Origin of the sequence: Streptomyces sp. NPDC126497, assembly GCF_040302425.1 — a bacterium.
GTDB lineage: Bacteria > Actinomycetota > Actinomycetes > Streptomycetales > Streptomycetaceae > Streptomyces.
The window spans coordinates 18,808-27,658 of the sequence record NZ_JBEORT010000092.1 but is presented as its reverse complement, the minus strand read 5'-3'; the positions used below and the strand labels follow the sequence as shown (position 1 = coordinate 27,658).

The 8,851-nt window shown below is 70.2% G+C and carries 6 protein-coding genes and 1 tRNA gene; 2 read left to right on the top strand and 5 right to left on the bottom strand.

The window, feature by feature from the left end; genetic code table 11:
* Positions 1 to 216: 216 nt before the first annotated feature.
* Both ABTY20_RS28340 and ABTY20_RS28335 read right to left on the bottom strand, forming a co-directional pair.
* Positions 217 to 465, bottom strand: a complete 249-nt coding sequence (locus tag ABTY20_RS28340; RefSeq protein ID WP_351999890.1) for a DUF3073 domain-containing protein — start codon at positions 463 to 465, stop codon at positions 217 to 219.
* A 317-nt stretch (positions 466 to 782) separates the two neighbouring features.
* Positions 783 to 1,871: a Leu/Phe/Val dehydrogenase gene (locus tag ABTY20_RS28335; protein ID WP_351999889.1), complete on the bottom strand. Its 1,089-nt coding sequence runs from the start codon at positions 1,869 to 1,871 to the stop codon at positions 783 to 785.
* Positions 1,872 to 2,091: 220 nt separating this feature from the next.
* Here ABTY20_RS28335 and ABTY20_RS28330 point away from each other — a divergent pair, with 220 nt between their 5' ends.
* Both ABTY20_RS28330 and bldC read left to right on the top strand, forming a co-directional pair.
* Complete coding sequence (locus ABTY20_RS28330; RefSeq protein WP_351999888.1) at positions 2,092 to 2,934, top strand: DUF8083 family protein; 843 nt, start codon at positions 2,092 to 2,094, stop codon at positions 2,932 to 2,934.
* Between the two features lie 539 nt (positions 2,935 to 3,473).
* Positions 3,474 to 3,680, top strand: coding sequence for a developmental transcriptional regulator BldC (gene bldC / locus ABTY20_RS28325; RefSeq protein ID WP_003949541.1), 207 nt, complete (start codon positions 3,474 to 3,476; stop codon positions 3,678 to 3,680).
* 436 nt (positions 3,681 to 4,116) lie between these two features.
* Here the strand turns inward: bldC and ABTY20_RS28320 are convergent, their stop codons facing one another.
* The 3 genes from ABTY20_RS28320 to hrpA all read right to left on the bottom strand — a co-directional run bounded on the left by ABTY20_RS28320 (position 4,117) and on the right by hrpA (position 8,786).
* On the bottom strand, positions 4,117 to 4,314 hold the full coding sequence (locus ABTY20_RS28320) for a DUF6274 family protein (protein ID WP_351999887.1): 198 nt from the start codon (positions 4,312 to 4,314) through the stop codon (positions 4,117 to 4,119).
* Between the two features lie 323 nt (positions 4,315 to 4,637).
* A tRNA-Asp gene (locus tag ABTY20_RS28315) sits at positions 4,638 to 4,712 on the bottom strand.
* A gap of 93 nt (positions 4,713 to 4,805) precedes the next feature.
* Positions 4,806 to 8,786 (bottom strand): ATP-dependent RNA helicase HrpA, encoded by a 3,981-nt coding sequence (hrpA, locus tag ABTY20_RS28310; protein WP_351999886.1) that lies wholly within the window; start codon positions 8,784 to 8,786, stop codon positions 4,806 to 4,808.
* Positions 8,787 to 8,851 lie beyond the last annotated feature (65 nt).

The following is an 8,851-nucleotide window of genomic DNA, read 5'->3' as shown; positions in this document are numbered from 1 at the left end:
GGTCACACCCCCCGGGGGCGGCCGCCCGGGGGGGGCGGCGCGGGGGTCCGCGCCCGGGGCGTCCCCGCGGCCCCCGCCCCCGCGCGGGGGGGGGCGGGCCCCCCCACACCAGGTGTGCGGGTCCGCCGGGCCGACCGGAGGAGTCGGATCAACCGAGGCAGCACTAAACCCGGTCGGTGACCGGAGTCACCGACCGGGCTGGTGTTCAGCGCAAGGTCAAGCGCCGCGACGCTGTTGCGAAGACGTGCCGTCCTCGTCCTCGTCGTCGTCCTCATAGAGGTCGGCATACCGTGCGTACAGGTCGTCGTCTTGCTCATCGTCCTCGAAACGCTCACCGTTCGGTGGCTGGTTCGATGGCGATGCGCCCAGCTCCTCGGCCAGGCGTGAGAGGTCAGTCCCACCGCTGTTGTACTTCAGCTGGCGGGCGACCTTCGTCTGCTTGGCCTTGGCCCGGCCGCGCCCCATGGCTCGACCCCCTCAACGACGGGGCTCGACGGCCCCAGAGTCTTGACACGCGTTCATGGTCCAGAACGGGCTCTCCGTGAAGAGACCGGTCCGTAGGGCTTCCACGGTACCTGAGCCCGCGCCCATACGGTACGTCGCCCGCATGACGTGCCCGCGCCCAGGGCCATCGAGGAGCCCTGTCCTCGCTGGTCAACCGCGATTTTAACCACTTATCCACGGTCGACCCGCCGGGAGAAGTGAGAGTTCTCTCCACGTGCCCTCCGGCGGGTACCGCACATACGTACGAAGGCGCTCCGGTCCGGGGCGCCCCGTACGCGTCATCGCACCGGGCGGGCCTCGGCCATCCGCTGCTCGGCGATCCGGTCGGCCGCCGCGGCCGGCGGGATCCCGTCCTCCTTCGCACGTGCGAATATGGCGAGCGTGGTGTCGAAGATCTTCGACGCCTTCGCCTTGCACCGGTCGAAGTCGAAGCCGTGCAGCTCGTCGGCGACCTGGATGACACCGCCGGCGTTCACCACGTAGTCCGGCGCGTAGAGGATCCCGCGGTCGGCGAGGTCCTTCTCCACGCCCGGGTGGGCGAGCTGGTTGTTGGCGGCGCCGCAGACCACCTCGGCGGTCAGCACCGGCACGCTGTCGTCGTTCAGCGCCCCGCCGAGCGCGCACGGGGCGTAGACGTCCAGGCCCTCGGTGCGGATCAGCGCCTCGGTGTCGGCGACGGCCGAGACGCCCTGCGGGTGCCGGTCGAGGACCCGTCGCACGGCGTCCTCGCGCACGTCGGTGATCACGACCTCGGCGCCTTCGGCGCGCAGGTGCTCCACCAGGTGGTGGCCGACCTTGCCGACGCCCGCGACGCCGACCTTGCGGTCGCGCAGCGAGGGATCGCCCCACAGGTGCTGGGCGGCGGCGCGCATGCCCTGGTAGACGCCGAAGGCGGTGAGCACGGAGGAGTCGCCCGCGCCGCCGTTCTCGGGGGAGCGACCGGTGGTCCAGCGGCACTCGCGGGCCACCACGTCCATGTCGGCCACGTAGGTGCCGACGTCGCAGGCGGTGACGTACCGGCCGCCGAGCGAGGCGACGAACCGGCCGTAGGCCAGCAGCAGTTCCTCGCTCTTGATCTGCTCCGGGTCGCCGATGATCACGGCCTTGCCGCCGCCGTGGTCGAGTCCGGCCATGGCGTTCTTGTACGACATCCCGCGGGCGAGGTTCAGCGCGTCGGCGACGGCCTCCTCCTCGGAGGCGTACGGGTAGAAGCGCGTACCGCCGAGGGCGGGGCCCAGCGCGGTGGAGTGGAGGGCGATGACGGCCTTGAGGCCGGTGGCGCGGTCCTGGCAGAGCACGACTTGCTCGTGGCCCCCCTGGTCCGAACGGAACAGGGTGTGCAGGACGCCGTCAGATACGTCGGTCACTGTGGTGACTCCTGAGTAAGTAGCGGCGGGTGGGGCCGGCCCCCGTAGAGGTGGCGGAGACCGTGGCACGAGAGTAGATCCTCCCGCGCCGGTCGACGGCACTGTGTCTCACATCACCTCCGTCCGGGGTACCGCCGTGCGGCGGTACGCGGAGGCTCCCCCTCCGTCCGGACCGGGGCCGGGCTGGTTTTCGCGACGGCCCGTGGGGCAGGGAGCAGGCGTGCCCAAGGTGTCCTCGGTGATCGTCCCCTACGCGACCTACTTGCGCGTGTACGAACCGCTGGCCGCCTTTCCGGAAGCGGAACGCGACCACTGGGCGCGGTACGCCCGCCGCCCCGACCGTCCCTCCTGCCAGGACGAGCTCCGCCGGGCCCTGGCCGGCCTCGCGGCCACCCCGCCGGCGCCGGTGCCGGCGCACGAGAGCGGCGACGCGTTCGTGCTGGAGGCCGACGGCGTGGTCCGCGTCTGTCCCTGGCGCACCCGGCTGCGCGGCTGGCAGGCCCTGGGCGAGCTCGCCGAGGACTTCCCGCCGCCGGTCCTGGACGCGTTCCTGCCCCCGGTCGTGCGGCACCAGGCGACCCGGGACTACGAGCGCTGGCTGGCCGACCACCCCGACGCCCGGCCGTGGATCCGCACCGCGACCTGGCAGGTGCCGATCAACTGGTTCGTGCTGTTCGCGGACGACGAGCGGGAGTACGACGAGGGCTCCGCCGACGAGGCGCCCGTCCTGCGCTACCGCACCCCGATGGTCCAGGCCCGCCGGCGGGTGGCACGGGGACTGCGGGCGCTCAGGGACGCCATGGACGAGAGCCTGCTGATCGACGGCCTCGTGGACGTCGGACGCTGGCTGGAGGAGTTCCACCCGCGCTCGCTGGTCGAACTGGACTACGGGGGACTGGTGCACGCCCTGCCGGCCGGCAGGCTCGAGGACGACCACTCGGCGGCGGACGTGGCCGAGGGGATCGCGGCGCTGCGCCGGGGCGACGAGGAGGGCGCCGGGGCCGTCTACGGGCGCCTCGTGGAGCGGTGGCGGTCGGTGCGCGACCTGCGCTCGGCGAACTGACGTTTGACCAAACGCCGTTCTTGGGGTTTTGTCTTCGCCCTGGGCGTTCTGAGGTTTCGTCAGCGGGGTCCCGGCGACGGACGTGGGTGCCGATCCGGGCGTATGTCCCAAGCGCGTCAAGCGTGACGGACCGCACGTACGCGGCCCTTGCGCCCCTTGCCCCTCCTCATGCCAAAATAGGACAAGGAGTCCGGGGAGGGCTCCTCCGTCCTGCTGTGCTCCACTATGGGCGGGATCTCAGCATTGCACGCTTTGGGGGGTCCGGTGCCTCCTGATCACCGCTGTGACTGATCGTCACAGCGGTGTGACTGTCCGCTATGGCATGGTCCATCGGCTTCCGCGGCTGATGGACACCTGGGAGGGCAATTCCATCGGTTTGGCCGACGTGGCTGGACAGATGGTGTAGTTGTAGTGCCGAGGACAAGCCGTTCGTCCTATAACCGACTCGACTCGCGTCCGCCATTTCGGGCAACGCGGGTCAAGGTGCAGAATTTAGAGGAAAGAACCGAGAAGGTTCGGTTCTCCCGAGGAGGCCGCTCATGACCGCTCGCACCCCTGATGCCGAGCCGCTGCTGACCCCGGCTGAGGTCGCCACCATGTTCCGCGTCGACCCCAAGACGGTCACGCGCTGGGCGAAGGCAGGCAAGCTCACGTCGATCCGCACGCTCGGCGGGCACCGCCGCTACCGCGAAGCCGAGGTCCGCGCACTGCTCGCGGGCATTCCGCAGCAGCGCAGCGAGGCCTGAACAACCGCATGAACCGGGCACGACCGGCTGGTCCCCCATCGGCCGAGGCGCCCGGGAGAACTGGCTCCAAGCGACGCGGGGACTGCCCCAACAGGCCCCTCGCCCAAGCCGATCAGGGCTTTCCAGGCAACTGAACAAGGGTGCGTCGTCGATCGCGCTGGACTCCGTCGGGTCCAGCGCGATCTTTTTTGTGCGCCGGCGGGGGCCCGGGCGGCCCCTGCGGGATCCGGGGGAACGCCCTGTGCGCGGGCCCGTCGGACTCCGGGGGCGGACGGGGGATCACCTGTGCGCCGGCCGTCGGGCACCTCTCCGGTCAGTGCAATTGCACATATTAAATTGACCTGTTGTAGGAGGGGTGTAAATGCGGCACTCTTCGAAACTGATGCGGTGACACCCGTCACATACCAGTCGGCTTGTTGAGCCTGTGGCATATGCGCTAGAGGGAACGGGCGTGGGGATCCGGTTGTTCCCCGGCCGGTCGGGAGGCGTCCGGGGTGCGGGGCGCGGAGTCCAGCGCCAGCCGCAGCAGACGGTGGCAGATCGGGCAGTGACGGGTGAGGTGCCGGTACGACGACGCGGCCGACAGGTGCGCACGGAGCAGGGCCCGCGTCTCGTGCCTAGCCGATGCCGCCATAACGCCACCTCCAGGGGCACACGGGGCGGTGCCCTGCCTCCTCTGGAGTACCGGGGGGCGGCGGGCCCGTCAAGACGGCGTGAGGGGCGCGGATGGGGATCGTGTCCCCTCGTGGAGCACGGCCTCGTGCGGGAGGTCCGCGTCCCCTGCGGGGCGCGGACCTCTTCGTCGGGTGCGGTCCTGACGGGATGTGCGGTGCCGGTGCGCGGCTCCGCCGCAGGGCGCCGCCGCGGGGCGCCGCCGCGGGGCGAGGCCTCGTGCGGGGGTGTGCCCTCATGCGAGAGGCCCGCGTCCCTTGCGGGATGCGGGCCTCTCACTTACTGCGGTCCTGACGGGATTTGAACCCGCGGCCTCCACCTTGACAGGGTGGCGAGCACTCCAAACTGCTCCACAGGACCAGGTTTCGCAGCGCCGTTCCTGCGTTGCGCTGCGAGAAGGACTCTACATGAGGTGGAGACCCCTGGTCGAACTCACCCTGTGTGCGGGGACCGTCACGGCGCCGCCGCGTCGATCGCCTTCACGATCCGCTTGTCCGACACGGGATACGCGGTACCGAGCGCGTGGGCGAAATAACTGACCCTCAGCTCCTCGATCATCCAGCGGATGTCCCGCACCTGCTGCGGCACCGGCCGCCCCTGCGGCATCTGCTCCAGCAGCCACGCGTACTCGTCCCGCATCTCCCGGACCTTCGCCATGCGCGTGGTGTCCCGCTGGGCGTTCGCCGGCATCTGCTGCAGGCGCCGGTCCACGGCCACCAGGTAGCGCAGCAGGTCCGGCAGCCGCCGCAGGCCCGCCTCCGTCACGAAACCGGGCCGCACGAGGCCGTCCAGCTGCTGCCGTACGTCCTGGAGGTTGGGCAGCAGGGCGGGACTCCGTACGCCCTTCAGACGGCGCTCACAGGCCTGCCACGCCGCCAGCACCTGCTGCACCTGCCCCACGGCGCGCACCGTCGTGTCGACGATCTCCGCGCGGACCTTGTCGTACAGCCTCCGGTAGGGCTCCTCGTCCCACACCGGCCCGCCGAAGTCGGCGATCAGCTTGTCCGCCGCGGCCGTCGCGCAGTCGTCGAACAGCGCCTGCACCGACCCGTGCGGATTCGCGGACAGCGCCAGCTTCTGGGCGTTCGTCAGCTTCTCGGAGGCGAACTTCGCGGGGTTCACCGGGATCCCCAGCAGGATCAGCCGGCGGGTGCCCTTCCACATCGCCTCCGCCTGCTCGGCCTCCGTGTCGAACAGCCGGACCGACACCGTGTCGCCGTCGTCGACCAGCGCCGGATACGCCTTCACCGGCTGACCGGCCCGGCGCGTCTCGAACACGCGGGTGAGCGAGCCGATCGTCCAGTCCGTCAGCCCCTTGCGCTCCAGCGACTCGCCGCCCTCGCGCTGCGCCGTGGCGGCGGCCGCCTGGGAGAGCGCCTTGCGGGCCTTCGGCCGCAGCCGGAGCCTGAGCGCCTCCAGGTCCTTGTCCTCGGCGATCTTGCGGCGCCGCTCGTCGACGATCCGGAACGTCACCTTCAAGTGGTCCGGCACGCGGGACCAGTCGAAGTCCTCGGCCTCGAACGGCACCCCGACCATCCGCTTCAGCTCACGGGCCATCGTGACCGTCAGCGGCTCCTGCAGGGGCACCGCCCGCTCCAGGAACGCCTTCGCGTAGTTCGGCGCCGGCACGTAGTTGCGCCGGATCGGCTTGGGAAGCGAACGGATCAGCTCGGTGACGACCTCCTCGCGCAGTCCCGGGATCTGCCAGTCGAAGCCCTCGTCCGTCACCTGGTTCAGCACCTGGAGCGGAATGTGGACCGTCACGCCGTCGGCGTCCGCGCCCGGCTCGAACTGGTACGTCACCCGGAACTTGAGCGGACCCTGCCGCCACGAGTCGGGATAGTCGGCCTTGGTGACCTTCTCCGCCGACTCGCGGATCAGCATCTCCCGCTCGAAGTCGAGGAAGTCCGGCTGCTCGTGCCGCTTGTGCTTCCACCACGAGTCGAAGTGCGCCCCCGACACCACGTGTTCGGGGATCCGCTGGTCGTAGAAGTCGAACAGGGTCTCGTCGTCGACCATGATGTCCCGGCGCCGGGCGCGGTGCTCCAGCTCCTCGACCTCGGTCAGCAGCTTCCGGTTGTCGGCGTAGAACTTGTGGTGCGTCCGCCAGTCCCCCTCGACCAGGGCGTTGCGGATGAACAGCTCCCGGGAGACCTCCGGGTCGATCCGGCCGTAGTTCACCTTGCGCTGCGCCACGATCGGCACGCCGTACAGCGTCACCTTCTCGTACGCCATCACGGCCGCCTGGTCCTTCTCCCAGTGCGGCTCGCTGTACGTGCGCTTGAGCAGGTGCTCGGCGAGCGGCTCCACCCACTCCGGCTCGATCTTCGCGTTGACCCGCGCCCACAGCCGGGACGTCTCCACCAGCTCGGCCGACATCACGAACCGCGGCGGCTTCTTGAACAGCGCCGAACCCGGGAAGATCGCGAACTTGGCGTTCCGCGCGCCCAGGTACTCGTTCCGACCGCCGTCCTTGCGGCCGGCGCCCGGACCGGAGTCCTTGGACTCCTTCACGTCCTTCATGCCGATGTGCGACAGCAGACCGGCCAGCAGGGAGACGTGGATCCGGTCGCCGGGGGCGTCCTCCTCGTTGAGGTGGATGCCCATCTGCTTGGCGACCGTGCGCAGCTGCGTGTAGATGTCCTGCCACTCGCGGATCCGCAGGAAGTTCAGGTACTCCTGCTTGCACATCCGGCGGAACGACGACGAACCGCGCTCCTTCTGCTGCTCGCGGACGTACCGCCACAGGTTGAGGTAGGCGAGGAAGTCGCTGGACTCGTCCCGGAACCGGGCGTGCTGCTGATCGGCCTGCGTCTGCTTGTCGGCCGGCCGCTCCCGCGGATCCTGGATGGACAGCGCGGCGGCGATGACCATGACCTCGCGGACACAGCCGTTCCTGTCCGCCTCCAGCACCATGCGGGCCAGCCGCGGGTCCACCGGAAGCTGCGCCAGCTTCCGCCCGGTCTGCGTCAGCCGCTTGCGGGGGTCCTTCTGCGCCGGGTCCAGCGCGCCCAGCTCCTGGAGCAGCTGCACGCCGTCGCGGATGTTGCGGTGGTCCGGCGGGTCGATGAACGGGAACTTCTCGATCTCGCCCAGCCCGGCCGCCGTCATCTGCAGGATGACCGAGGCGAGGTTGGTGCGCAGGATCTCCGCGTCCGTGAACTCCGGACGGGACAGGAAGTCGTCCTCGCTGTACAGCCGGATGCAGATGCCGTCCGAGGTGCGGCCGCAGCGGCCCTTGCGCTGGTTGGCGCTGGCCTGCGAGACCGGCTCGATCGGCAGCCGCTGCACCTTGGTGCGGTGGCTGTAGCGCGAGATGCGGGCGAAGCCGGGGTCGATGACGTACTTGATGCCCGGCACGGTCAGGGACGTCTCGGCCACGTTGGTCGCCAGGACGATCCGGCGGCCGCTGTGCTGCTGGAACACCCGGTGCTGTTCGGCGTGCGACAGCCGGGCGTACAGGGGGAGCACCTCGGTCGACCGGTACCGCTTCTTCGTCAGCGCGTCCGCCGTGTCCCGGATCTCCCGCTCACCGGAGAGGAACACCAGGATGTCGCCCGGCCCCTCCGCCATCAGCTCCTCGACGGCGTCCGTGATCGCGGTGATCTGGTCGCGGTCGGCGTCCTCCGAGTCCTCCTCCAGCAGCGGCCGGTACCGCACCTCCACCGGATAGGTGCGTCCGCTGACCTCGATGATCGGGGCGTCCCCGAAATGCCGGGAGAAACGCTCCGGGTCGATGGTCGCCGAGGTGATGACCACTTTGAGGTCCGGCCGCTGCGGCAGCAGCTGCGCGAGGTAGCCGAGCAGGAAGTCGATGTTGAGCGACCGCTCGTGCGCCTCGTCGATGATGATCGTGTCGTAGGCGCGCAGCTCGCGGTCGGTCTGGATCTCGGCGAGCAGGATGCCGTCCGTCATCAGCTTGACGAAGGTGGCGTCCGGGTTCACCTGGTCGGTGAAGCGGACCTTCCAGCCGACGGTCTCGCCCAGCGGCGTGTCCAGCTCCTCCGCCACCCGCTCCGCGACCGTACGGGCGGCGATCCGGCGGGGCTGGGTGTGTCCGATCATGCCCCGGAGGCCACGGCCCAGCTCCATGCAGATCTTCGGGATCTGCGTGGTCTTGCCGGAACCGGTCTCACCCGCGACGATCACCACCTGGTGATCACGGATGGCCTCGGCGATCGCGTCCTTCTTCTGGCTGACGGGCAGCTGCTCGGGGTACGTGACCGCGGGCACCCGGGCGCGCCGCCGGGCCATGCGCTCCTCGGACGCGGCGACCTCCGCCTCGATCTCGGTGAGCACGGCGGCGCGGGCCTCGGGCTTGCGGATCCTGCGGGCTCCCTCGAGCCGGCGCCCAAGCCGGTGCGCGTCGCGCAACGACAGCTCGGTGAGGCGGGAGGCGAGGGAGCCGAGAGCGGGGGCGGAGTGCGTAGACATACGAAGTCCAGGGTCTCATCCCGCGAAAATTCGCGGCCAATGATTTTGCCGTGGTGCCTGTGCGG